19 protein-coding genes are annotated in these 25238 nt (G+C 66.9%); all 19 read left to right on the top strand.

Translation table 11 applies throughout. The features are described 5' to 3' along the window. Positions 1–881, top strand: an 881-nt coding sequence (locus tag PSRA_RS09175) for an aminotransferase-like domain-containing protein (protein ID WP_143516348.1), incomplete at its 5' end; no start/stop codon positions are given. Positions 882–969: 88 nt separating this feature from the next. Continuing rightward, positions 970–1887 (top strand): DMT family transporter, encoded by a 918-nt coding sequence (locus tag PSRA_RS05425; RefSeq protein WP_158216334.1) that lies wholly within the window; start codon positions 970–972, stop codon positions 1885–1887. 85 nt (positions 1888–1972) lie between these two features. Next, the gene (locus PSRA_RS05430) at positions 1973–4129 is read left to right on the top strand and encodes an ATP-dependent helicase (RefSeq protein ID WP_094660895.1); all 2157 of its coding nucleotides are present in this window, start codon (positions 1973–1975) and stop codon (positions 4127–4129) included. Between the two features lie 152 nt (positions 4130–4281). Continuing rightward, positions 4282–5049, top strand: a complete 768-nt coding sequence (locus tag PSRA_RS05435; protein ID WP_094660896.1) for a gamma-glutamyl-gamma-aminobutyrate hydrolase family protein — start codon at positions 4282–4284, stop codon at positions 5047–5049. A gap of 283 nt (positions 5050–5332) precedes the next feature. Continuing rightward, positions 5333–6811 carry an ABC transporter permease subunit gene (locus tag PSRA_RS05440; protein ID WP_094660897.1) on the top strand — a complete coding sequence of 493 codons (1479 nt, stop codon included), beginning with the start codon at positions 5333–5335 and terminating at the stop codon, positions 6809–6811. Position 6812: 1 nt separating this feature from the next. Further along, on the top strand, positions 6813–7790 hold the full coding sequence (locus tag PSRA_RS05445) for a branched-chain amino acid ABC transporter permease (RefSeq protein ID WP_094660898.1): 978 nt from the start codon (positions 6813–6815) through the stop codon (positions 7788–7790). A gap of 85 nt (positions 7791–7875) precedes the next feature. Next, positions 7876–8886 (top strand): ABC transporter ATP-binding protein, encoded by a 1011-nt coding sequence (locus PSRA_RS05450; protein ID WP_094660899.1) that lies wholly within the window; start codon positions 7876–7878, stop codon positions 8884–8886. A gap of 14 nt (positions 8887–8900) precedes the next feature. After that, positions 8901–9710, top strand: coding sequence for an ABC transporter ATP-binding protein (locus tag PSRA_RS05455; protein WP_094660981.1), 810 nt, complete (start codon positions 8901–8903; stop codon positions 9708–9710). A gap of 305 nt (positions 9711–10015) precedes the next feature. Then, entirely contained in the window at positions 10016–11293 is a 1278-nt protein-coding gene (locus tag PSRA_RS05460; protein WP_094660900.1) for an ABC transporter substrate-binding protein, read from the top strand. A gap of 207 nt (positions 11294–11500) precedes the next feature. Then, complete coding sequence (locus tag PSRA_RS05465) at positions 11501–11866, top strand: FeoA family protein (RefSeq protein ID WP_245834915.1); 366 nt, start codon at positions 11501–11503, stop codon at positions 11864–11866. Positions 11867–12270: 404 nt separating this feature from the next. Further along, positions 12271–14214: a ferrous iron transport protein B gene (feoB, locus tag PSRA_RS05470; RefSeq protein ID WP_094660983.1), complete on the top strand. Its 1944-nt coding sequence runs from the start codon at positions 12271–12273 to the stop codon at positions 14212–14214. Positions 14215–14335: 121 nt separating this feature from the next. Then, positions 14336–14635 carry a hypothetical protein gene (locus PSRA_RS05475; RefSeq protein WP_143516349.1) on the top strand — a complete coding sequence of 100 codons (300 nt, stop codon included), beginning with the start codon at positions 14336–14338 and terminating at the stop codon, positions 14633–14635. 116 nt (positions 14636–14751) lie between these two features. Continuing rightward, positions 14752–16857 carry an acyltransferase family protein gene (locus PSRA_RS05480; protein WP_158216335.1) on the top strand — a complete coding sequence of 702 codons (2106 nt, stop codon included), beginning with the start codon at positions 14752–14754 and terminating at the stop codon, positions 16855–16857. 124 nt (positions 16858–16981) lie between these two features. After that, positions 16982–19669 (top strand): ATP-dependent helicase, encoded by a 2688-nt coding sequence (locus PSRA_RS05485; RefSeq protein ID WP_245834916.1) that lies wholly within the window; start codon positions 16982–16984, stop codon positions 19667–19669. A gap of 210 nt (positions 19670–19879) precedes the next feature. Beyond that, the gene (rpsD, locus tag PSRA_RS05490; protein ID WP_094660903.1) at positions 19880–20506 is read left to right on the top strand and encodes a 30S ribosomal protein S4; all 627 of its coding nucleotides are present in this window, start codon (positions 19880–19882) and stop codon (positions 20504–20506) included. Between the two features lie 205 nt (positions 20507–20711). After that, positions 20712–22310, top strand: a complete 1599-nt coding sequence (locus tag PSRA_RS05495; protein WP_094660904.1) for an MFS transporter — start codon at positions 20712–20714, stop codon at positions 22308–22310. 1243 nt (positions 22311–23553) lie between these two features. Continuing rightward, complete coding sequence (locus PSRA_RS05505; RefSeq protein WP_094660906.1) at positions 23554–24225, top strand: histidine phosphatase family protein; 672 nt, start codon at positions 23554–23556, stop codon at positions 24223–24225. 142 nt (positions 24226–24367) lie between these two features. Continuing rightward, positions 24368–24859, top strand: a complete 492-nt coding sequence (locus PSRA_RS05510) for a DUF948 domain-containing protein (RefSeq protein WP_094660907.1) — start codon at positions 24368–24370, stop codon at positions 24857–24859. Further along, positions 24859–25116, top strand: a complete 258-nt coding sequence (locus tag PSRA_RS05515) for a hypothetical protein (protein ID WP_094660908.1) — start codon at positions 24859–24861, stop codon at positions 25114–25116. Before PSRA_RS05510 ends, PSRA_RS05515 begins: the two co-directional genes overlap by 1 nt. Positions 25117–25238 lie beyond the last annotated feature (122 nt).

Here is a 25238-nt window from a genome sequence, read left to right on the forward strand (position 1 = left end):
CCGGTTACCCGCGTCTGTCGAGCATTTACGCCTCCTACGGCTTCGACGTGCGCCATGTGCCGCTCGATGCCGGGGGAATCGACATCGACGCCCTGGACGCCAGCGGCGCCGACATCGTCCACATCATGCCCTCTCACCAGTTCCCGACGGGGCGCGTGACGTCGGTGACGCGACGCTACGAGCTGCTCGGCTGGCTCGCCGGCGGATCCGAGCGCTATCTCGTGGAGGACGACTACGACAACGAGTTCCGCATGGCCGGCCGGCCGATCCCGTCGCTGGCCAGCATCGACGTGCTGGGCCGCGTCATCTACATCGGCACCTTCTCCAAATCCCTCGGCTCGGCCCTGCGCCTGGCCTATATGGTGCTGCCGCCCGTCCTCGCCGCGCGCTACGACGCGGCGCTCGGCTTCTACTCGAGCACCGTCGGCGTGGTGGACCAGATCTGCCTGGCGCGCCTTCTCGAATCGGGGGACTATGCGCGGCATGTCAACCGCTACCGCACGCAGCGCCGTCAGGTGCGCGATGCCCTGCTCGCCGCCCTCGCCGCCTCGCCGGCCGCACCCCGTCTGAGCGTGGAAGAGGCCGATTCGGGCCTTCATTTCGTGCTTGCCGTGCGCACCGGCGCCACGGAGGCGCAGATCGCCCGGGCCGGTCTGCGCCACGGCGTGCGCCTGGCGCCGATGTCCCGGTACGCGACGGCGGACGACGGCGCCCCGTGGGACGATGCCGCGGGATATGCCGGCGTGGGGGCGTCGGCGCCCCTTCCCGGCTATGCGGATACGATGCCGCGCTTCGTCATGCAATACGACGGCTTGTCGCCCGAGGCCGTGCCCCGGTGCTCCGCGGCGCTCGCGGCGGCCGTTCTCGAAACGGCCCGGTGATCCGGCGTCGCCTGCGTCGCCCGTCATGCGCGTTGCCCGTCATGCGGGCGAAACACCGTCATCGCGGTCTGGGAATAATGTGGGATCCATGAGAAAGCCCCGTGTCTCGCGTCATTCGCGCCGCGCCATGAGCAGCAGCCTTACCATCGGTTTCCTGCTGGCCGCGGGCGGCGCCGTGCTCTGGGGCCTCAACGGCACGTTGTCGAAATACCTCATGACGCGGTACGCCGTCACGCCCCTGTGGTTCTCCTGCGTCAGGCAGGTGGGCGCGGGGCTTCTGTTCCTCGTCTTCGCGCTTCTTCGCACGCCCCGGAGCCTGGCCGACGTGTTCTCGAGCTGGCGTCATGTGGGCACGATGGCCATGCTGTCGGTGACCTGCGTGCTCATCGTGCAGCTGGGTTACCTCGAGACGATCGACTGGACGAATTCGGCCACCGCCACCGTGCTGCAGAGCGTCAACATCGTCATGGTGCTCGTGTATGTGTGCATCGCGCACCGCAAGGCGCCGCGCGCCAGGGATATCGTCGGCTCCCTTCTGGCCCTCGCAGGCGTCTATCTGCTCGCCACCGGCGGCAACCCGCACAACCTCGCCCTGCCGTGGCAGGGCATCGTCTGGGGCCTCGTCAACGCCGCGGGCGGCGCCGCGCTGTCGATCTTCCCGACCCGCGCCATCCGCACCTGGGGCAGCTTCACGGTCAACGCCGTCACCTTCCTGTTCTCCGGCGCCGTGCTCGTGGCCGTGGACCGGCCATGGGGGCACGTGCCGCCGCTCGATGCCGCCGGGTGGTGGCTGCTGGCGGCGTCCGTGGTGTTCGGCACCTTCGCCTCCTTCGGCATGTTCCTCAAGGGCGTGACCATGATCGGCCCCGTGCGCGGCACCATGGTGGGCACCATCGAGCCGCTGACCGCCACCGTCTCGTCCGTGGCGTGCCTCGGCGCGCATTTCGCGGCGACCGACCTGGCCGGATTCGCCATGATCATCGCGATGGTGTTCCTCACGGTCTGACTTTGGCACGGGGCGGTTCACGGGCGTCGACGCGGCACGGCACGCCGATTCGAACATATGTACGAAATCGTGTATACTGGGGCGTATGGAAGACATTCTTGACGGACTGAACGACGCCCAGCGCGAGGCGGTGACGACGACGGAGGGGTACGTGCGCGTCGTCGCCGGCGCCGGGTCGGGAAAGACGCGCGCCCTGACGCGGCGCTTCGCCTATCTCGTCAACGACCTCGGCATCATGCCGGGCAACATCCTGTGCGCCACGTTCACGAACAAGGCCGCCCAGGAGATGCGCCGCAGGATCCGGGAGCTGACGGGGGACCGGGACACCGGCTACGTCAACACATTCCACGGGCTGTGCGTTGGCATCCTTCAGGAGGACGGCCATAGCCTGGGATACCCGCGCAACATGCTCGTGCTCGACAACTCCGACATCGACCAGATGCTCGCCGGCATCTACGAGGAAAGGGACCTGACCCTGCGGCAGATGACCTTCTCGCAGGCCAGGGACATGATCGAGATGCGCAAATGCATCACCGAGCCCGACTACTACCTCGACATGGTCACCCTTCCCGTCGAGGAACTCAAGAAGGCCTACGACGCGGCGAGCAAACCCGACGACATCATCTTCCGCGGCTACCTGTACCAGGAGCGCCGCTGCTTCGGCGTGGACTACAACGACCTCATCTTCCTGACGCTGTACATGTTCCGACGATTCCCGGAGATTCGCCTCAAATGGCAGAAGCGCCTCGAATACGTCATGGTCGACGAGTTCCAGGACATCGACGGGCCGCAGCACGAGCTCATGACGCAGCTGTGCGGCTACCACCGCAACCTTTTCGTGGTGGGGGACCCCGACCAGACCATCTACACGTGGCGCGGAGCCGACGTGCGCTTCCTCATGGACTTTCCTCAGGACTTCCCGGGCACGCGCACCGTCATGATGACGACGAACTACCGCTCCACGCCGCAGATCCTCGACGTGGCCAACTCGCTGATCTCGAAGAACAGGCACCGGATCGCCAAGGACCTCGTGCCCGTGCTGCCCGACGGGGCGCCCGTGACATGGAACCATGCCAAGGACGCCGATTCGGAGGCCGCGCAGATTGCGGCGTCCATCGGCGCCCTGCATGGGTCGGGCGCCGCCTTTCGCGACATCGCCGTGCTCTACCGCGCCCATTACGTGACGCGCGCCGTCGAGGAGGCCCTGAGGAACGCGAAGATCCCGTACGTCATCTATTCCGGCGTGCAGTTCTTCGACCGCGCCGAGGTCAAGGACGCGCTCGCGTACCTGCGTCTCGTGGCCGAGCACGACGACCTCTCCTTCGAGCGCGTCGTCAACCGGCCCAAACGCAACATGGGGCGCAAGCGCATGGCCTTCCTGCGCGCCTATGCCGACAGCCACGGCTGCACGCTGTTCGAGGCGCTCGAGCGCACCGTCGATGACGCCGTGTTCAAGGGCACGAAGGCGCGGCCCTTCCTGTCGATGGTCGAGAACATGTCGCTCGAATACGCGCACCGGCCCGTGTCGGAGGCGCTGGCGGCGGTGCTCGACGCCAGCGGCTACGAGGACATGCTGCGCACGGAGGGAAGCCAGGACCGTCTCGACAACCTCGCCGAGCTCAAGCAGTCCGCCTACGACTGGGAGGTGGACAGCGGCGAGGAGACGACGATGGAGGACTACCTGTCGCATGTGGCGCTGTTCAGCAACCAGGACACCGCCGACTCCGGTGACAAGGTACGCCTCATGACGGTCCACGCGGCCAAGGGGCTCGAATTCGCGCATGTTTTCCTGTGCGGCATGAACGAGGGCATCTTCCCCTCGCGCAAGATCCGCACGGCCGAGCAGATGGAGGAGGAGCGCCGCCTCGCCTTCGTGGCGATGACGCGCGCCCGGCTGGGCCTGCATATCTCCGAGGCCGAGGGATTCACTTCGCCTGATTCCTCCGTGCGCTATCCCTCGCGCTTCCTGCTCGACGTCAGGCCCGGTCTCCTGCAGTTCGAGAATCGTCCCGACGATACGCTCCTGGCGCGCACGCGCGACCATATCCGCCTGACGCAACGATGGACTGAGTCGTCGTCCGCCTCCTTCGCCGTGGGCGACAGGGTGGCGCATCCCGTGTTCGGACCGGGAACGGTGACCGAGATCGATACGCAGGCCGGCGCCTACGTCATCGCCTTCGACGACATGCCCACGCCGCGCGCCATCGCGTTCCGCGTGAAGCTCCAACGCGCCGATGGCTGACGGGGCCGGCTGACGGGGCCGGCAGGCGGGCGGTCCGGCGGCCGGACGGAGCCAAGCCGGCGGAACAGGGTGTTTCCCGTGTGTTATGCCGCCGGGCGGCGTGTAACACAGCTTTAGCCTGTGCGAAAGCTTCCCGGCGTAGCGTGGGCGCCATGAAAAGGGATAAACCGATTATCGGGGTGACGCCGCTGTGGGATGACGCCAAGCGCAGCATCTGGATGTTGCCCGGCTATATGAATCTGCTCAAGGCGTGCGGGGCGCTTCCGGTCATCCTCCCGTTCACCTCCGACCCCACGGACGTGGCGGCGCTTGTCGACGGACTCGACGGCCTTCTGCTCACGGGAGGCCATGACATCAACCCCGCCGTCTACGGCCAGACGCGCCTTCCGTCGTGCGGGCCGGCGAACGAGGGGCGCGACACCCTGGAATGCCTGCTGTTCTCGAAGGCGCTCGAGCGCGACATGCCCGTGTTCGGTATCTGCCGTGGCCTGCAGTTCATCAACGTCATGATGGACGGCACGCTGTTCCAGGACCTGCCGTCGCAGCATCCCTCGTCGGTGCGCCACCACATGTCGCCGCCCTACGATCGGCCCATCCATACGGTCGACGTTCTGGCCGGGACGCCGTTGGCCGGGGTGGTCGGGGAAGGCGTGCTCAAGGTCAACAGCTACCATCACCAGGGCATCGACCGGCTGGGCGAGGGGCTCGAGGCCATGGCCGTCGCCCCCGACGGCCTCGTGGAGGCGGTGTGCATGCCGTTGCGCCGCTTCGTGTGGGGTGTGCAATGGCATCCCGAGTTCATGTGGCGCAAATACGCGCAGCAGCGCGCCATCCTCCGGTCCTTCGTCGACGTCTGTCGCCAGGGCCTGGATTCGCACACGCCGCCGGACTTGGAGACGCCGGATATGTCGACGCCCTGAGGGGCATACGATGGCGCGGCGCCACGATGGGGCGGCGCCGATGCGAATGATGCGGCTCGATATGCCGAATGAGGTGCGCCGGCGGGAATCCGCCGGCGTTGTCGTATACGCCGCATGCCTGCGCGGGCGCGATACGTTACACCCGCCGATGCATGGGCGGGCGACGCGGAATAACACACAGGAAACAAAGGGGGCCGCTTTCTAACGTGCGCGAAATGCAACCACAACGCACCATGGAGCCGGAGGAGATACCGTCACAATCACATTCAGAGAGGACAGTGATATGACAGTCGCACACTTCCACGCGCGACGTCGCGCCTCCGGCCTTCCCGCCGTCCTACGCACGGCGACGGCCATCATCGTGATGTCGCTTCTTTTGCTTTCCGCATCCATGCTTGTCGCGGCCCCTGCCACGGCCAGGGCCGCCGAAGCCACCGAAACCTGCACCCCGAGCGAAACGACGGGGTGCATCAACGGAATCCTTCAGGACCCCTCCCGCAATCCGATCGCCGGTGTGACGGTCACGCTTGACGGCGCCGAAAGCGCCACCGCAACGACCGGCCCCGACGGAAGATGGGCCTTCGCCGTCGAATCGGACGGCGACTACACCGTGTCCATCCCCACCGACGTCGCGAGCGCCAACGGCCTGGCGGCCTCGAGCGCCTCCGTCGCCATCGAGAGGCAGAGCTTCTCCGGCCAGCGCCAGGTGGTGCGTTTCGACAAGGCATCCGCCTCGTCGTCCTCCGCGGCATCGTCGGGATCGGCCGGAGCGTCGTCGGGCTCGTCGGCCGCGTCGTCGGCCGCCGGCTCCGCCTCGTCGCAAGCCTCGTCCGATGACTCGTCGTCATCATCCGCATCATCCTCGGCTCCGTCCTCGAATTTCGCGATGAGGTTCTGGCAGCAGCTGTACTCCGGCATCATCTTCGGCCTCATGCTGTGCCTCATGAGCATGGGCATGAGCCTCGTGTACGGCACGACCGGCCTGAGCTCCTTCTCGCACGGCGAGCAGGTCACGTTCGGCGGCCTGCTTGCCTACACGGGCACGCAGCTGCTGCACTGGCCGCTGCTCGTCTCCGCGCTGTTCGCCATCGTGGCGGGCGCGCTCACCGGCTGGCTGCAGAACGCCATCATCTGGCGGCCCCTGCGCCGCAAGCGCCTGGGCGTCACGCAGAAGCTCATCGTCACCATCGGCCTGTCGATGTTCATGCAGTACACCTTCCAGTTCTTCTACGGCGGCGACACCAAGCAGATCCGCAACGACATCGACCGTGGATTCCAGCTCGGCCCGGTCACGACCACGCGCACGACCCTTGTCTGTGCCGCCATCGCCATCGTCGTGATCCTCGGCACGTCCTGGTTCCTGTACCGCACTCGCTTCGGCCAGGCCATGCGCGCCGTCTCCGATAATTCTGCGCTCGCCGCCGCCTCCGGCATCGACGTCGACGGCGTCGTGCGCATCGTCTGGATCCTGTCCTGCGCCCTCGCCGCCCTGTCCGGCGTGCTCGTGGGCATCTATCTCAACGGCGTGGCGTGGAACACGGGCGCGGTGCTCCTGCTGCTCATGTTCTCCGCCGTCACGCTCGGCGGTCTGGGAACCGCGTCCGGCGCCATCGTCGGCTCGCTGGTCATCGGCATCGTGTCCGACATGAGCTCCCTGTGGATTCCGACCGACATGCGCTACGCCAGCGCGCTGGCGATCCTCATCATCGTCCTGCTGATCCGTCCGCAGGGCATTTTCGGAAAGGCTCAAAGGGTGGGATGATATGAACGACATCATCAGCAACGCACTCGGCGAGATCATCGCCCCGACGACCGCGGCCTACGCGCTTGCGGCCATCGGCCTCAACATCCATTTCGGCATGACGGGTCTGTTCAACATGGGCCAGGCCGGTTTCATGCTCCTGGGCGCCTACGGCTTCGCCATCACGCAGTCCATGGGCTGGAGCGTGCTGGGCTCCGTACTCATGTCCCTCGTCCTGGCCTGCGCATACGGGCTGCTCCTGGGCATCCCCACGCTCAAGCTCGGCCCCGACTACCTGTCGATGGTGGCGCTCGCGTCTGCCGAGATCATCCGCATCGTCGGTCGCTCCACGGCCATGACGAACGTGACGGGCGGCTCTTCGGGCATCTCGCCGGAGCACTACTCCGACGGCTTCCGCGCCCTGTCGCCGCTGCCCGAGGGCAGGACGCACTTCCTGCTGTGGACGTATTCGAACAACGTGGCGAACTCCTGGTGGCTGCGCATCGTGGCCTGGAGCCTCGTGCTCATCGCCGTGCTCCTGACCTGGGCGTGGTTCCGCTCGCCGTGGGGCCGTGTGCTCAAGGGCATCCGCGAGGACGAGAACGCCATCAAGTCGCTCGGCAAGTCGCCGACGAAGTTCAAGATGCAGGCCCTCGTGCTCGGCGGCTGCTTCGGCGCCCTCGGCGGCATCGTGTTCGTGCTGCCGCGCTCCGTGCAGCCCGATTCGCTGGGACGCCAGGTCACCTTCAACACCTGGACGATCCTGCTCATGGGCGGCGCCGCCACGGTGCTGGGCCCCGTGCTCGGCTCGGTCATCATGTGGGTGGCGCTGACGCTTATCCGCGGCTTCATGCGCGGCGTCATCCCCACCACGGTCATCACATCGTCGCAGGTCGAGGCCATCGGCTGGATCATCATGGGCGTCGTGCTCATGTGCATCGTCATCTTCCGGCCGCAGGGAATCCTCGGCGACAGAAAGGAGCTGGCGTTCAATGTCTAGGTCACATAACCCTGGGTCACATGATGACAAGGAACCGCACGATGGGGCGGCTGGGACCGACGTCCCGTTCCTGCGCGACGAGGGCATGACGCAGGACAGCCGCCGCCTCATCAACAACGGCATCACGCCGGGCGCCGCCTACGGCGACCTGTCCGACTGGGCCACCAAGGCGCCCGCAGGCGAGAAGCTCGTCTCCACCGCCCTCGCCGACCGCGTCGAGGCCGACCTCGCACCCGTCGAGAACAAGCCGGGCGTACCCAAGCCCGACCCGATTCTCATCGCAGACGGCGTGACGCGCCGCTTCGGCGGCATCACCGCCGTCGACGTAGGGCATTTCGAAATCGAACGCCACGCCATCACGGCCCTCATCGGCCCCAACGGCGCGGGCAAGACCACCTTCTTCAACCTCATGACCGGCTTCGACCGGCCCGACAGCGGAAGCTGGGAATTCGACGGCGTGCCGCTGAAATCCGTATCGCCCGAACGCGTCGCCAAGCTGGGCATGGTGCGCACCTTCCAGCTGACGAAGGTCATGGCGCGCCTGTCGGTGATGGACAACATGCTGCTCGGCGCCCCCGTGCAGCCGGGGGAGGGCATGGTCACCGCGCTGTTCCCCGCCCGGTGGCGCCGCTACGAGAAGGCGAACCGGGCCAAGGCGGAGGCGCTGCTCAAGCGCTTCCTGCTGTGGAAGAAGCGCGACGACCTCGCCGGCTCCCTGTCGGGCGGCCAGCGCAAGCTCCTCGAGATGGCGCGCGCCTTGATGAGGGACCCGCAGCTCGTCATGCTCGACGAGCCGATGGCCGGCGTGAACCCCGCGCTCAAGCAGTCGCTGCTCGACGCGATCCTCTCGCTGCGCGAACAGGGCACGACGGTGCTGTTCGTCGAACACGACATGGCCATGGTGCGCCATATCGCCGACTGGGTCACGGTGATGGCGGAGGGGAAGATCGTGGCCGAGGGGCAGCCGAAAACCGTCATGGACGACCCGGCGGTGGTCGACGCCTACCTCGGCTCGCACGCGAACATCGACCTCGGGGACGATTCCGTGCTCGAGGAAGCGCCGCAGGCCCCGGTCGCGGCGTGGGAAGGGAAGTGATGGAGATGACGACGATGGAGAAGACGGAACACGATGCCCCCGGCACCCCCGACAGGGCGGCGATCCACGTGGGCGAGCCCGAGGGCGAGCCGCTGCTCGACGCGCAGGACCTCGTAGCCGGGTACCTTCCCGGCGTCAACATCCTCAACGGGGCCTCGCTGTCGCTGCACGACGGCGAGATCGTGGGCATCATCGGCCCCAACGGCGCGGGCAAATCCACATTGCTCAAGGCGCTGTTCGGCCTCGTGCACATCCACTCCGGAAAGCTCCTGCTGCGCGGCGAGGACATCACCAACCTCCGCGCCGACAAGCTCGTCAGCCGCGGCGTGGGATTCGTGCCGCAGACCGAAAACGTGTTCCCGTCCCTCACGATCGAGGAGAACATGCGCATGGGCGGCTTCCAGGCGCCCAAGGCCTTCCGCGAGCGCTTCGACTACGTGGCGTCGATCTTCCCCGTGCTGGGGCAGCGGCGCAACCAGGTGGCAGGCTCCCTGTCGGGCGGCCAGCGGCAGATGGTCGCCATGGGGCGGGCCCTCATGATGAAGCCGTCGGTGCTTCTGCTCGACGAGCCGTCCGCCGGCCTGTCCCCGATGCTGCAGGACGATACCTTCATCCGCGTGCGCACGGTGAACAAGGCGGGCGTGTCCGTCGTCATCGTGGAGCAGAACGCCCGGCGCTGCCTGCAGATCTGCGACAGGGGCTATGTGCTCGACCAGGGACGAAACGCCTATTCGGGCACGGGCCGGGACCTCATGACCGACCCGAAGGTCGTCTCCCTGTATCTGGGCAATCTCGAGGAGGAGGTGGAGAAGGAGGGGCGCTGAGCCTCCGGAAACGATTCGCGACGCCCGCCGCATGCGTATGCGGCGGGCCTTCGGCATGCCTGAACATCGTTGGAATTCCTATGTTTCCGGCGTGTTTAACGGTGACATGACGCGGTTACACGCGCAACACACGGAGGAATCGAAGCCCCCGTATCTTCACAATCAAGAACCGGGGCGACGAAGCACCGACGCATCCGGTTCCTTCTACATCACGTGCCCGTCCACCCTGGCACAACCGGCCGCATGGCGGCGATGGACGGGACAGGGGGCCGCCTGCGCGATCCGCAGGCGGCGAGGACGGAAGAATGGTGATTCATATGGGACAGATCAGGAACAAGGCGAAGAAAATGGCCATGACCGCGACCGCGGCGGCCGTGGCGGCGGTTCTCGCGCTGGGCGGCTGCGGGTCGTCCTCCGGGACCTCGGGATCCGGTTCGTCGGCGGCTTCGGGCGGTTTCGTACTCGGCGCCCTCATGCCGCTGACCGGCTCGCTGGCGTATATGTCGGCGGCGGAGGTCGCGGCCGTGCAGCTGGCGATCGATGATATCAACGACGCCGGCGGCGTCAACGGGGCGGATGCCACTTTCTACCAGGCCGACACCTCCGACGCCGACCACGCCGACCAGAACACGTCGGCCGCCGAGGACGTGCTGTCGCATAACCCGTCGGCCATCGTCGGCCCCGCCTCCAGCGCCGTCGTGCGCAACGTCTATCAGGAGATTACCGAGGCGCATGTGCCCATGACGTCCATGGGCTCGACATCCACCTCGTTCTCCGGCCTGAGCGACTACTTCTTCCGCACCGTCCCGCCGGACACCGTACAGGGCACCGTGCTGGGCAACGTCATCGCGCAGGACGGCGTGCAGAACCTCGCCATCGCGGCGTTCAACGACGAGTACGGCACCGGTCTGCGCGACCAGATCGCCAAGACGGCAGGCGACCAAGGCGTCAACATCGTGTACGGCGCGGACCAGGCCTTCGACCCGACGGAGACGAATTTCTCGTCCATCGTCACGGCCATCAAAGCCAGCGGCGCAGACGCCATCGCCATCGTCGCCTTCGACCAGACCGAGACGCTGATCCGCGAGCTCATCACGCAGGGCGTCGATACGACGCATCTGTATCTGGTCGATGGCAACACGTCCGATTACTCCAACGAGTTCGCCGCCGGGGCGCTGACCGGCTCCAAGGGCACCATCCCGGGCGCCCACGCCTCCGACGAGTTCCAGGGCAGGCTCCAGGGCGTCTCCAGCACGCAGATCGACGACTTCACCTACGCGGCCGAGACATACGACGCGGTGATCCTCGAGGCGCTCGCCGCCGAGAAGGGCAAGGCGAACGACGGCGAGACCGTGCAGGCCAACATGATGGCGGTCTCCGGCTCCACCGGTGGCGAGAAGTGCGAGAGCTACAAGGACTGCAAGGCGCTTCTCGACGGGGGCAAGGAGATCCAGTACTCCGGCCAGTGCGGCATCGGTCCGTGGAACGACGACCATGACCCGAGCACCGCGAGCATCGGCATCTACGAGTACGACGGCAGCAACGTGCCGAAGTTCAGCACCTCCGAGCAGGGCAATGTCTGATCGGCGCTGAGCACAGCGCCCGGTAGGGCGGCGCGCAAGGGGCGCGGCGGGGAAACCCGTCGCGCCCCTTGCGCGCTTCGGACGCCGGCTGCGGTCACGGAGCCGGCTGCGGCGCCGCACGCGGCGTGTCGCGCCCCGCCCATTATCACGAAACCGCCCAAAAAGAAAGGGTTGATTTTCCCCGGATCGTCCTTTAGAAAAGGGTCTGTGACGAAAATAACTGTGACGAACGATCCGCGCGGCGGCTCCGGCGTATCCCGTGAGCCGGACCGGGGCAGGGCGCCCCGCATGACGGTGGCCGACGCCCCGCTGGGCCGCGACATGCAGGTGGCGGCCATCGACCTCGACGGCAGGCACGCCTTCCGCCTTGCCGAGATCGGCATCCGGACGGGCATGAGGGTGCGCGTCATCCAGAAGGGCAATTTCGGAGGGCGCGTCGTGGCCATGGGCAGCCAGCGCATCGCCGTCGACGGCGCCACCGCGCGCGCCATCGTGCTGCGCGAACCGCCGCTTGACGATGGCGCCGAGCACGATGGCGCCACGGGACGACGCGAGGCAGGCCAGGACGCATGACGCGGGACAGGAGCAACGAGACGATGACCGAATCCACAACGACGCGGGAGCCGGGGGCTCAGGTCGACCCGACCGCGAGCAACGACCAGGGCGCGCCGTGCGGCCACGGGGCGACGGAATCGTGTTGCGCAGGCCATGACACGCAAGCCGGGCATGAAGCCCCGTGCCACGACCATACGGAGCAGGGGGGCGCCGGAGGTTCGCACGCCGGGCATGGCGGCGGATGCCACGGAGGCGGCGGGCATGCGCACCATCGCGGCATCGCGGCGCTGTTCGACTCCCATGACTCGACCATCGCCTTCGACGCCGGCGATGGCGAACGGCTCGCGGTCGCCGCGCCCGCGGCCCCGTCCGACACCGCCGACGGCGCCGGCGCCGCGACCGGCGCCGCGGAGCGCAGCGGCATGCCGCGCGTCGTGTTCATCGGCAACCCGAACGTGGGCAAGTCGTCTCTTTTCAACGCCATGCTCGGCATGCACGCGCGCGTCATGAACGCGCCCGGCACCACGGTGCTGCTCGAAAGCGGCACCTATTCTTACCGTCCGCACGGCAACCGTCAGCCCGCGCAGGACTGGAGCTTCGTCGACACGCCCGGCACCTATTCGCTGCTGCCCATGTCACCCGACGAGGAGGTGGCCGCCGAGGCCGTCATCGGGGCCAACGGCAACACGACACCCGACCTCGTCGTGGCCGTCATCGACGCCACGAACCTGCCGCGCTCCCTGTACTTCCTCGCGCAGGTGCTCGAACTGGGGCGCCCCACCGTCGTCGCCCTCACCATGGTCGACCTCGCCGCCAAGCAGGGCCTTGACGTGAATGCCGCCAGCCTGTCACGGGCGCTCGACGGCGTGCCCGTCGTCGCCGTCGACGGGCGCGTGGGCACCGGATGCGCCGCACTCGCGGACGCCATCGGCCGCTCCTTCGACGGCACACCCGTGCCGCATGGCCTCGAGAATGCCGCGCCGCGGCCCGGCGTCACCATGAAGGACTGGGTGCAGTCGCGCTCCGACATCCGCTTCGAGTGGGCGTCGTCCGTTCTGACGCGCCTTGGCATCGGCTCGTCGGACGGCATGACGACGTCCGACCGCATCGACCGCGTGCTGCTGCACCCGGTCGGCGGCATCGCCGCGTTCCTCGCCGTCATGTTCATCGTGTTCCAGTGCACCACGTGGCTCGCCGGGCCCCTGCAGGACTGGTTCGACGTCACGGTGCGCGCCTGGCTCACCACGGGCATCGACTGGCTGTTCGGCCTCGCCGGCCCCGCCGCGCTTGACGGCTGGTTCCGCTCGCTGATCGTCAACGGCCTGCTCGACGGCGTCATCACGGTGCTCACGTTCATCCCGCCCATGGGCATCATGTTCATCCTGCTGTCGCTGCTCGAGGACTGCGGCTACCTGGCGCGCGCCGCGTTCGTCATGGACCGCGCCATGCGCTCGCTGGGCCTCGACGGGCGCGCGTTCCTGCCGATCGTGGTCGGCTTCGGCTGCAACCTGCCGGGCCTGGCGGCCACGCGCACGCTGCCTGACTCGCGCCAGCGCGTGTTCGTGGGCATGCTCATCCCCTTCGCCTCGTGCTCGGCGCGCCTGAGCGTGTACCTTGTGCTCGCCTACGCGTTCTTCGAGCGGTACGCAGGCCTCGTGGTGTTCGGCATGTACGTCATGTCGATCCTCGTGATCCTGGGCATCGGCCTGCTGCTGCGCCGCACCATGTTCCGCAGCCTCGAGCCCGAGCCCTTCGCCATGAGCCTGCCGCCGTACCAGTGCCCGCGCGTCGTGGCGCTGTTGCGCAGCGTTTTCGGCCGCCTGTGGGCCTTCGTCAAAGGCGCCAGCTCCATCATCATCTCCACCATCCTCGTGCTGTGGCTTCTGCAGGGAATCCCCGTGACGGCCGCCGCCGGAAGCTTCGGGCATGTGGAGAACGTACACGATTCCGCCTACGGGCGCCTGGCCGACGCCGTGGCCCCCGTGTTCACGCCCGCCGGTTTCGGCGACTGGCACGCCTCGGCCGCCCTCGTCACCGGCTTCGTGGCCAAGGAGGTGGTGGTCGGTGCGATGAGCCAGTCGTACAGCGTCGACGAGCCCGACGACGTCTCCGAGGCGGACCAGGGCAGGGGAGCGCTCGGCGAGGCGCTGCGCGAGGGCTTCGACGAGTCCTCCGGCGGCCACGGTCGCGCCGCGGCCATCGCCTTCCTCCTGTTCGTGCTCGCGTACACGCCGTGCCTCGCCACGGTGGCGGAGCTCAGACGCCAGTACGGAGGGCGGATCGCCGCGAAAACCGTGGGCATCGGCCTCGTGAGCGCGTATATCCTCGCGGTCGTCGCCTTCCAGCTGCTGCGCCTCGTGCTGTGACGCGCCGCGCAGACCCAAGGCATATGAGACACCCGGGGCGGAAAAGAAAGCACCTGGGCGAACAAGGCATACGATGGCGCCGCCGGCCGACGACAGGCCGGCGGCGGGACGGGAGACGGATATGGGACGATGGAGGACGACGCGCCGCGCGGAGGATGACGCGGCGGAACGCGGTGTCGCGGTGGGACACACCGCCACCGTCATGGATTCGGTCGTCGAGCTGTGCGGGCGCGGCACGCCGCCCCTCGACATCGCGCGACGGCTCCGCCTGCCCGTGCCCTTCGTGCGGCAGATCATCGACGTCGCCGCGGCGCAGGGTCGCCTCGACATGCCCGAGTGGCGCGACGCCTGCGCTTCGGGCTCCTGCAGCCCCGACCCGCAGTCCCTCGTGTGCGCCGGATGCCCGTTCCGCCCTCGCTGACGGTCACCGAGGCGTGGTAAGGTTCGAGCGCATCGAGAGGAAACAAGCATCGTCCATAGGAGGACCAGGGGGTGTCGGTCAGCATGGCGTCGGTCAGCAGGATGTCAGGTAGCCCAATGCCTTCCGCCGGGGCGTCGCGCAACGGGACGCCCTTGAACGGGACGGCGCCCGCCGCGCGACGACGCAACGCGGGCGTCGACGGGCTCAAGGGCGTGGCCATCATCGCCATCGTGCTCTACCACCTGCAGGTGGTGGGCTTCGCCGGCGGATACCTCTTCGTCGACGTCTTCTTCGCCGTCTCCGGGTTCCTCACCGTCACCGGCCTGCTGCGCCACGCCGCCGACGGGTCCGCGCATCCCGTGCGCACCTACTACCTGCGTCGCCTGCGCCGCCTGTACCCGACGCTTCTCGTCGTCACGCTCGCCACGGTGTTCGCCGCGTGGTTCCTGTGCCGCGCCGCCCTCGTCGGCATCGGCACGCAGGTCGCCGGCGCCCTGACCTTCACATACAACTGGGTGGCCCTCGCATCCGACGCCAGCTATTTCGCGAATCTCACGCCCGAACCGCTTCAGCACCTGTGGTTCGTCGCCCTGCTCGCCCAAGTGCTTCTCGTGGCCCCGCCCCTTGTGGCGCTGTTGCGCCGCATCGGCCGGCGCACCCCGAAAGCCCCGCCCGTCATCCTCGCCGCCCTCGCCCTGGCCTCCGCCCTCGCCATGGGCATCCTGTACGACCCGGCGAACCCCACGCGCGCCTATTTCGGCACCGACACGCATTGCTTCGGCCTGCTCCTCGGCATGGCCTACGGCTGGTCCGTCGCCACACGCACCGGCCCCGCCCCGATCGCAGGAGCCGGCGCCGCATGGCCGGACCAGCGCCTGGTGCACGGCAGGGGAGCGGCACAGGCGCTCGCGGCGCTGGCGCTGCTCGGCCTTGTCATCGGCGCCGTCGCGGTGCGCGACACCGGCATCGCCATGCGCGGGGGCCTCGTCCTCTCCGCGGTCCTCGCCGTCCTTGCGCTGCGCGGTTGCCTTGATGCCGACAGCACCGTCTCGCGAGCGCTGGGAATCCGCCCCCTCGCGTTCCTCGGCCGCCATTCCTACGGCATCTACCTGTGGCATTACCCGGTTTTCGTCATCATCGCCTCGCGCATGCCGGGGCTTGACCTCGCGCATCCCGATGCGCGCGCCGCCGGCCTGTACGCCGGCACGCTCGCCCTGACGGCCGCTCTGTGCGCCGCCTCGCACCATCTTTTCGACCGCCCCGTCGCGCAGCGCGGGGGAGTGATCGGCGCCTTCTTCGCCCGCGACGTGTGGATCGGCCGCGGCGCGCAGGTGGCGCGCGCCTCCGCGGGACTGGGAATCGTGGTCTGCCTCGCGCTCGGCAGCGGCCTCGTGGTCTGGAACGCGCCATGCATGACGCCCACCCAGGCGATTCTCGAAGCCGACGAGATTCTGCAGACGCATGCCTCCACGATGTCCTCGGGCGTCAACGCCATGGGCGAGGCGCGGCGCTCCGCCAAGGACGCGCCGTCCTCGATCGCGGACGCCTTCGACGCGCAGATCGATGCCGACGCCGCCACCGAGGCCCAGCGCCAGGCCGCCCTTGACGCGGCGAACGCCGAGCAGAACCAGCAGGCGCAGCAGAATCCGGCGCAGCAATCGTCGACTGACGCCGCACCGGCGCCCCAGCAGGCCGCGGCGACCGCGGGCATGCCGACCGGTGCGCAGATGTCGATGATCGGCGACTCCGTCATGCTCAGCGCCATGCCCTCGCTGATGGCATCCTTCCCGGGCGCGGATATCGACGCGGAGGTGTCCCGCCAGTTCGGAAAGGGGCCGATCCTCGCGCAGCAAGGCGTTGACAACGGCACGCTGCGCCAATGGGTGGTCATCGGCCTGTCCACGAACGGAACGGTCAGCCAGGCGGAACTCGACAACCTCCTGCGCATCTGCGGCGGCTCGCGCGTCATCGTGCTCGTCACCGGCTACGCCGAGAGCCGTTCGTGGATCGACCCCGACAGGCAGATCCTGACCTCCTTCGCCGCCGCGCACCCCGACAACGTGGTGCTCGCCGACTGGTACGCCGCCATCTCGCCGCAGGCGGGGCTCTTGGTCGACGGCGTGCACCCGCAGGGCGCCGCGGGCGAGGACCTGTACGTGCAGACCATCCGTGACAGCATCTCGGCATGGCTCGCCGCAGGTCACGCCGCGCCGGCGCAATGACGGGCGCTAGACTTGGTGTCTTGCTGTCGCCGCACGGCCCGCGCCGCACAGCAACAATCGCAACATCGCAACGCGCGCCCCGCGGTCGGCATGCCGCCGCGCGGCGCAGACCCGGAGGTGCCCCATGTCGTTCGCCACATCCCAGATGCCGGAGCCGGAGGTCATCCGACGCGATCCCCAGGAGCTGCTCGACGGCCTCAACCCGCAGCAATCCGAGGCCGTGCAGTACCAGGGGCAGGCGCTTCTCATCGGCGCAGGCGCCGGCTCGGGCAAGACGCGCGTGCTCACGCGCCGCATCGCCTGGGCCCTCAGCCAATGGCGCGCCTGGCCCAGTCAGATCCTCGCCATCACCTTCACGAACAAGGCCGCCCGTGAGATGAAGGACAGGCTCGAGACCCTCATCGGCCCCGTGGCGCAGCGCATGTGGGTGTCGACCTTCCATTCGGCGTGCGTGCGCATCCTCCGGCGCGACGGCGAGGCCGTCGGCCTGACCCGGGGTTTCACGATCTACGACCAGGCCGACAGCCAGCGCCTTATGCGCACGGTGGAGCAGCAATACGGCATCGATCCCAAGCGCGTCAAGCCGCGCGACGTGCTGACCGCCATCTCCGACTGCAAGAACGAGCTCAAGGACTGGCGTAGCCAGCTCAAGGAATTCGCCCCCGACTTCCGCCCCGGCCAGCCGGGCGCGCGCCTGGGCCACCTCGAGGCGGGGGAGCAGCTGTACGCCTGCCTGTACGCCGAATACCAGCGCCGCCTGCAGGCCGCGAACGCCGTCGACTTCGACGACCTCATCATGCGCACCGTGCAGCTCCTGCGTCTCGACCCGCAGGTCGCCGCGTACTATCACCACAAGTTCCGCTACATCTTCGTGGACGAGTACCAGGACACCAACCACGCGCAGTACGTGCTCATCCGCGAGCTCGCCGGACTCGACGCCGACGACGGGGAGCGGCCGGCGGCCGTGACCGTCGTGGGCGACTCCGACCAGTCCATCTACGCCTTCCGCGGCGCCGACATCCACAACATCCTCGACTTCGAGAAGGATTTCCCCGAGGCCAAGACCATCATGCTCGAGCAGAACTACCGCTCGACCCAGACCATCCTCGACGCGGCCAACGCCGTCATCTCCAAGAACCAGGGACGCCGTCCCAAGAAGCTGTGGACCGACGCGGGCAAGGGCTCGCCGATCGTGGGCTACGCCGCCGACAACGATTACGAGGAGGCGCAGTGGGTGGTGCAGGAGATCGTGCGCCTGACCGTGGAGGACGGCTTCACGTACGGGGACGTCGCCATCATGTACCGTGCCAACGCGCAGTCGCGCCGCTTCGAGGAGGCCCTTATCAACGCGGGCGTGCCCTACCAGCTCATCGGCGGCACGCGCTTCTACGAGCGCAAGGAGGTCAAGGACGCCATCGCTTACCTGCAGTGCATCGCCAACCCGGCCGATGACACGAACATGCGCCGCATCCTCAACGTGCCCAAGCGCGGCTTGGGCGAGCGCGCCGAGGGAACCGTGGCCGCCTACGCCGAATCCGCGGGCCTGACCTTCTGGGACGCGCTCGGCCGCCTGCAGGAGATCCCCGGCATGACCACGCGCCTGGCCCGACCGCTCCAAGCCTTCCGGGACCTCATGGAGGAGCTGATCGCGGACGCGCAGGCGAAGGACTCCAACCCCAGCGAGATCGTGGCCGCGGTCCTCGACAAGACGGGAATCGTGGAGGAACTCAGGAAATCGCCCGACGAGCAGGACCAGGGACGCGTCGAGAACCTCGCGCAGCTGCAGTCCGTCGCCGCCGAGTACGAGCAGAACACGCCCGATTCCACCCTCGCCGGGTTCCTCGAGAACGTGGCGTTGGTGGCGGACTCCGACCAGCTGCCCGACGAGGGCGAGAACAACGGCAGCGTCACGCTCATGACCCTGCACACCTCCAAGGGCCTCGAATACCCTGTCGTGTTCCTCGTCGGCCTCGAGGAAGGCACCTTCCCGCACCAGCGCGCGATGGAGAACGTCAGCGAGCTCGCCGAGGAGCGCCGCCTCGCCTACGTCGGCATCACGCGCGCCCGCAAGCGCCTGTACGTGACGCGCGCCGGCGAGCGCTCGCAGTGGGGCCGCTCCGAGTCCAAGACGCCCAGCGAGTTCCTCGAGGACATCCCCGACGCGCTGATCGACTGGAAGCGCAAGGAGACGGCCGTCGACCGGCGCATGATGCTCGGCGACGACGATTCCGATGAGTTCGGCGGGTTCGGCGGTTTCGCGGGCTTCGACGATTCCGACGGGTATTCGACGTTCGGCTCGCGCGGGGGATCGAGGTCCTCGTATGGCTCGGGTTCGCGCGGCGGGTCGGGGTCGTATGGGTCGCGCGGCGGGTCGTCGTATGGCTCGTCGTCGTACGGGTCGCGGGGCGGATCATCATCCTACGGTTCGCGCGGCAGGTCGTCCTACGGGTCGGGGTCGTCGTATGGCTCCGGCTCGCGCGGCCGCTCGTCCTACGGATCGTCGTCCTACGGATCGCGGTCGTCGTATGGCTCCGGCTCGTCATCCTACGGCTCGCGCAACGGAAAGGTCTCCACGCGCCGCGTCGCCGCCACGCATTCCGCGTCCTCGTCGCACGCCTCCTCGTCGGCGCCGCGCAACAGCCTCACCCCGCAGGACCTCGCGGCCGGCGACCTCGTGACGCATGACAAGTACGGCCTGGGCACCGTCGTGGCCATGGAGGACAAGGGCGAGAACTCCGTCGTCACGATCGATTTCGGAGACGGGGGCGTCAAGCGCCTCATGCTGCGCATGGCGCCGATCGAGAAGCTCTGACGCTTTTCCGGGCCGCCTGTGCGCGCGCCGTCCCCGACATCGTGTATAGTGTCCCTTTGTGTGTGCCCGCGAGGGCCGCACGTCTGGAGCCTTAGCCCGTCAGTGGGTCGGCGGCGCAAGCCGTTCGTGCGATGCACGGTGAAGCACTGGAGAGGCTGGCTCGGCGGGTTTCCGCCTGCGTTCAGATAACGACAGAAAGTTAGGATCACAATGACCAAAGTTCAGCGTGCTCGCCGTCAGGTGCGCCTTTCCCGCGCCCTCGGCATTGCGCTTACCCCCAAGGCCCAGCGCATCTTCGAGAAGCGCCCGTATGCTCCTGGTGAGCACGGCCGCACCCGTCGCCGCACCGAGTCCGATTACAGCGTTCGTCTGCGCGAGAAGCAGCGTCTGCGCGCCCAGTACGGCATCTCCGAGAAGCAGCTGCGCGCCGTCTACGACCGCTCCACGCGCGTTGCCGGCCAGACCGGTTACGCCATGATGCGCGAGCTCGAGACCCGTCTCGACGCCCTCGTGCTGCGCGCCGGCTTCGCCCGCACCACCGCCCAGGCCCGCCAGTTCGTCGTCCACGGCCACATCCTCGTCGATGGCAACAAGGTGGATCGTCCGAGCTACCGCGTCAAGCCCGGCCAGACCATCCAGGTGCGTGCCAAGTCCCAGACCATGGAGCCGTTCGTCCAGGCCGCCGAAGGCGTGCACCGCGACGTTCTGCCCGCCGTCCCGGGTTACCTCGACGTGAACCTGCCGTCCCTCAAGGCTACGCTGACGCGTATCCCCGAGCCGGAGGAGATCCCGGTGCAGGTCAACATCCAGTACGTCGTCGAATACTACAGCCGCTGATGCGCGCTGACCCGCGTCCCTGACGCGGATTCGATCAACAGCCATACATACCGGAACGCCCATCGCCTTGCGCGGTGGGCGTTTTCCGTATGGAGGTCCACGATTTTGTCTAGGGCTTTCCTAACAATGACAATCGTCAGCCGCGAGTGTGGCGAGACACCATGGTGCCTCACTGCAGTAGTGGAGCTCTATCGGAAATCGGAACATGACAGAGGACAAGAACAAGGCACAGAACAAGCAATCATCCACATCCAGTCCCGGCGTGAAGGGGAAGGCGGCGACCGCCGCGACCTCCACGGCTTCGGAAACGCCGTCCGCCGCCGCGCAAACGAAGAAAGCCGCCCCCGGCGAATTCGTCCCCCCGCAGCTCAACGTCAGCAAGGTCTCCGGCAAACTCGTCGGATCCATCGTCGCAACAGCCGGCATCTGCTTCGTCGGCATCCTCACCGAAACCATGATGAACGTGCTGTTCCCGCATCTCATGGGCGAGTTCGGCATCGACGCGGCCACCGTCCAGTGGGTCACGAGCGCGTGCATCCTCACGGTCGCCGCCACCATCCCCGTCAGCGCCTTCCTCAAGAAGCGCTTCCTGTACAAGCAGGTCTTCCTCGCGTCCGTCATCCTCGCAATCGTCGGCGGACTCATCGCCATGTGGTCGCCTTCCTTCGCCGTGCTCATCGTGGCGCGCATCATCCAGGGCCTGAGCACCGGCATCTGCATGCCGCTGATGTTCAACGTGGTGCTCGAGCAGTCGCCGCGCGCCAAGCTGGGCATGCTCATGGGCCTGTGCAACCTCGTCGTGGCCCTTGCCCCGGCGCTCGGCCCTACCTTCGGCGGTCTCATGATCGAGATCATGCCGTGGCGGCATATCTTCGTCATCATCATCGCGCTTATCGTGGCGTTCGGCATCACCGGCGCCGTGTGCCTGCACCAGAGCTCGCCGGTTGACAAGGACGCGCGCATCAGCGTCATGCAGACCATCTTCGTGGCAGGCGGTTTCGCGCTGCTCATCTTCGGTCTGCAGAAATCCGGCTCCTGGATCGAGAAGGCCACGACCGGCGCCGATCTCGGCTCGCTTCCGGCCGTGTGCCTCGGAACGCTGATCGTGGGAATCGTGTTCATCGCGCTGTTCGCGCGGCTGTCGCTGTTCTCCGACAACCCGCTCATCAACCTGCGCGTGCTGCGTCATCCGGCGTTGCGCTGCGGCGTGTGCGCGGCCATCTTCACGCAGTTCATCCAGCTGACCCTCTCGTACGTGGTGCCGAACTTCAGCCAGATGGGCTTGGGCGCCTCGTCGCTGCAGGCCGGTCTGACCGTGCTGCCGGGCGCGCTCATCGGCGCCGTGCTCACCATCCTCAGCGGTCGTGTGCTCGACCGGAGGGGGCCGGTGCTGCCGATTGCATGCGGCGTGACCGTGCTCGTCCTCGGGCTTGTGTACCAGGCGGTGTTCACATCGAGCCTGACGATCGGCGGACTCATGCTCGGGTACGCGATTTGCGAGATCGGCTTCTCCAACACGTATTCGAATATGTTCACGGTCGGCCTGCGCAAGGTGCCCGGCCGCGAGAACCCCGACGGCAACGCCTTGTTCAACACGATGCAGCAGTTCGGCTGCGCTTTCGGAACCACCGTGAGTGCGACCACCGTGTCGGTGTTCCAGGCCACCGAACAGGCATCCGGCGCAAGCTTCGCCTCCGCCACCGTGACCGGCGCGCACTGGGCGTATGTGTTCGCGATCGTGGCCGGCGTGATCGCAGCCGCGCTGATCGCGCGCGAGCTGCGCCACGATGCCCGCGCCGACTGATACGCGTGTGTAGACGTGTGGCGCGTGCGTGTTGCGTGTTGCGTGCGACGTGTGCGTTGGGTAAGCGCGTGACGGGCGTACGCTGCGTGTTGTGTGGCGCGCGTGTGCAGGTTACGCGTGTGTGATACGCAATGATACGAGGGACCGGAACTGCCGGTCCCTCGCTTGTTTATGGAGTAGGAGAGGGGTGCCTTCTTCTGTCCTCGGTCCCCACCTTTACCTCCTTCTCCTCTCCTTTCTCGTTTTTTGTTCTTCTTCCTTTGTTACGTTCGTTTCCTTCTTCTGTTCCTGTTCCTGTTCCTGTTCCTGTTCCTGTTCCTGTTCCTGTTCCTGTTCCTGTTCCTGTTCCTGTTCCTGTTCCTGTTCCTGTTCCTGTTCCTGCTCCTATTCCTGCTCTTTCTCCATCTTCTGTTGGCTGTTGTCTTTCTTCTTCCTCTCCCTTTTTTCTTCTTCTTTTCTTCTTCTGTTGCTCTTCCTCTTCATCTTCTGTCCTTCCCCTTCTTCGGCTGCTCTTCTTCCTTCTCTCCTTCTTTCCTCTTATCGTTTTCTCCCTAATCCTGCTCTTCTCCTTGATCCTGCCCCTCCAGTCTTCTTTCTTCCTCCCCTCTTTTTCTTCTCCCTCTTCTTCCTCTCTCTTTATGCTTTATGCTTCTTTCTCCTCCTCTTCTCCGGAACACTGGTATGGTAACGGGGCGTTTGGTCGCCGAGGTGGGCTTCGGCGGGTGTCGGGGCACCCGTTTAGGTGGGTTTTGGGTGGTTTTCGGCCTGCTGGGTGGTCGGAATGGCGTTGGGCGGGTGCGGCGGCACCCGTTTAAGGCGGTTTTGGGCTGGTTTTTGACGATTTACCGACCGAGATGGGGTTCGGCGGGTGTGGTGGCACCCGTTTAAGGCGGTTTTGGGCTGGTTTCGGGGTGTTGGGTGGTCGGAATGGCGTTGGGCGGGTGTGGTGGCACCCGTTTAAGGCGGTTTTGGGCTGGTTTCGGGGTGTTGGGTGGTCGGAATGGCGTTGGGCGGGTGTGGTGGCACCCGTTTAAGGCGGTTTGGGGCTGGTTCTTGACGATTTACCGACCGAGATGGGCTTCGGCGGGTGTGGTGGCACCCGTTTAGGTGGGTTTTGGGTTGGTTTCGGCCTGCTGGGTGGTCGGAATGGCGTTCGGCGGGTGTGGTGGCACCCGCTGTAGACGATTTCGGATTGATCCGTGCGGTTGCGCGGCGGAACGGGGGAGGGCCATACAATGAAGGCATGATGCTGCATCTGTTTCTCGTCCGCCATGGACAGACCGAGTTCAATCGTTATAACCGCCTCCAGGGGTGGAGCAACTCGCCGCTGACCGAGAAAGGCCTTGCCGACGCACGCCGGGCCGGCCAGAAGCTGGCCGGCGTCCCCTTCGCCGCCGCCTTCTGCTCGGACACGACGCGCGCCCAGGTGACGGCGAGCACGATTCTCGATATGAACACGGCCAGTCCCTCCCGCCCGGAGCTTGTCAGCGACATGCATTTTCGCGAGCAGCACTACGGCTACTTCGAGGGCCAGGACATGAACCTCGCCTGGTGGGCGGCTGGGGCGCCGCATGGGACGCCCACGTACAACAAAATCGTGGAGCAGTACGGACCTGCCGCGACGCGTGACTTCCTCAAGGAGGCTGACCCCTTCCACGACGCCGAATCGAACGATGAGTACTGGCATCGTGTGGACGGCGCCTTCGCCCTCATCGCTGCGCATCCGGGCCTCAAGGACGGCGACAATGTGCTGCAGATCTCGCACGGCAACACGCTGCTGAGCCTTATGCAACGCTTCGCCCCGACCGGCTATGACCTGTCCGAGCGGCCCGGCAACGGATCGGTCACGCGTTTCGACTTCGACACCGCCCGTCCGCTCGACGAGGCCGTGACCGTCGTGTCGTACAACGAATAGATTCACCGATCAGTCCCACCGAATGGTTCCGCACGCCGCGCTTGCGGCCGGCGGCGAAAAGGCGCGGGGAAATCACGGCGGGGCGGCGCCATCGTGCTAGCCTTGACGATGTATCTGACCTGATAGGAAAGAAGAGGTATCCATGAGCTTGGGTGACGTCGCAGGGCTGATCGCCGCCATTGCATTCGTCGTGCTGGTCGGCTTCCTGATCTATCCGCTCATTCGCTTGGGAAAGCTGTTCGACCAGCTGTCGCAGACGGTCAAGGAGACCGGCGACCACGCGTTCCCGGCCCTCGACGAGGGAACCGAGACGGTTCGCAAGATCAACCAGTCGCTGGATGACGTCAACGATGTGTCCGACGCCCTGTCGACCACCGCGAACAACGTGTCCTCGCTCACCGACCTCTACGGCTCCATGCTTGGCAAGCCCGCCATCAAGGTGGCGTCCACACTGTGGGCCGTGCGCCAGACCGTCGGTGATTTCTTCAAGGGCTTCGGCAGGGGAGGCAAGAAAGTCGTGGAGTCCACTGCGACGCCCGCCGCCGCCAAGCCGGCCGCCGAGAAGCCGGCATCCAAGCCCGCGGCGGCCGCGGCATCCGCATCCGCATCCGCATCGACGAAGGCAGGCAAGTGATGGCGAAACGAGTTTTCTGGGTCGGCGTGGGAGTCGCCGCCGGCATCGTGGTGGCATGCAAGGCCAGCGCCTACGTCAAGGCACATACGCCCAAGCAGGCGCGTGAGTTCGTGCTCGGTCCCGACCAGAACAACGTGGCCCTGCGCACGGTGCAGTCGCTGTGGAGCGATTTCAACGCGTACCGCCTGCAGCGCGAGGACGAGCTGAATCGTGAATTCATTGAGCGCAGCCGCGCGCGCCAGCGCCGCCAGGGCTGAGCGCGGGCCGCACCCACGAACCGAATCCCCGGCGCCTCCCCGATGAATGGCAATTCGCCGGGGAGGCGTATATTCTTTATCGGCAGAACCCGGCATGAGGCTGCTGACGACGCCGGGCGCAA

The sequence above is a fragment of the Pseudoscardovia radai genome (genome assembly GCF_002259605.1).
GTDB lineage: Bacteria > Actinomycetota > Actinomycetes > Actinomycetales > Bifidobacteriaceae > Pseudoscardovia > Pseudoscardovia radai.